The organism is Escherichia sp. S10b (assembly GCF_028421345.1).
Taxonomy (GTDB): Bacteria; Pseudomonadota; Gammaproteobacteria; order Enterobacterales; family Enterobacteriaceae; genus ECMA0423.
In genome coordinates this window covers 1-997 of record NZ_JAHZSO010000131.1, presented here as the reverse complement: position 1 = coordinate 997, position 997 = coordinate 1, and the positions used below count along the sequence as shown (strand labels likewise).

The window sequence follows — 997 nt, the reverse complement described above, 5'->3', positions numbered from 1 at the left end:
AAAAAGATAGCCTTTATGGAGGTTCCTGCAATGTCAAATACATACCAGAAAAGAAAGGCAAGTAAAGAGTATGGTTTATATAATCAATGTAAGAAACTAAATGATGATGAATTATTTCGCTTACTTGATGATCACAATTCCTTGAAAAGGATTTCATCTGCCAGAGTATTACAGTTAAGAGGTGGGCAAGACGCTGTTAGATTGGCAATTGAGTTCTGCTCTGATAAAAATTATATCCGTAGAGATATCGGAGCATTTATACTCGGGCAAATAAAAATTTGCAAAAAATGCGAAGATAATGTTTTTAATATTTTGAACAATATGGCATTGAATGATAAGAGCGCTTGCGTTCGAGCTACGGCAATCGAGTCAACGGCTCAGCGATGCAAGAAAAACCCAATTTATTCACCTAAAATAGTAGAACAATCTCAAATTACTGCTTTTGATAAATCGACTAATGTCAGACGTGCTACAGCATTTGCTATTTCTGTTATCAATGATAAAGCAACAATTCCACTATTGATTAATCTGTTAAAAGATCCAAATGGAGATGTCAGAAACTGGGCCGCATTTGCAATAAATATCAATAAATATGATAATAGTGATATTAGGGATTGTTTTGTGGAGATGCTTCAGGATAAAAATGAGGAAGTCCGTATTGAAGCAATAATCGGACTTTCCTACAGAAAAGATAAAAGGGTTTTATCTGTTTTATGCGATGAGTTAAAAAAAAATACTGTTTATGATGATATCATTGAAGCTGCGGGTGAATTAGGTGATAAAACGCTACTTCCTGTTTTAGATACTATGTTGTACAAGTTTGATGACAATGAAATTATAACTTCCGCTATTGATAAGCTGAAGCGTTCATAGCGTGAGTTGCCTATGCACAGTGGGGGATTCCCGCCGGCACGGTGCAGATGCTCGACCGGCTGGAAAGTGAAATCCTGGCTGACCGGGTGAGTGAGGAAAGCCGCCGCTGGCTGGCATCGTGCGG

The 997-nt window shown here is 37.7% G+C and carries 1 protein-coding gene and 1 pseudogene; both read left to right on the top strand.

All coding sequences use genetic code 11. From position 1 onward, the window contains the following. Window positions 1-30 precede the first annotated feature (30 nt). The gene (locus FTE26_RS08510; RefSeq protein WP_000072850.1) at window positions 31-873 is read left to right on the top strand and encodes a HEAT repeat domain-containing protein; all 843 of its coding nucleotides are present in this window, start codon (window positions 31-33) and stop codon (window positions 871-873) included. 29 nt (window positions 874-902) lie between these two features. Beyond that, window positions 903-997, top strand: a pseudogene (locus FTE26_RS20230) (hypothetical protein); the annotation flags it as partial.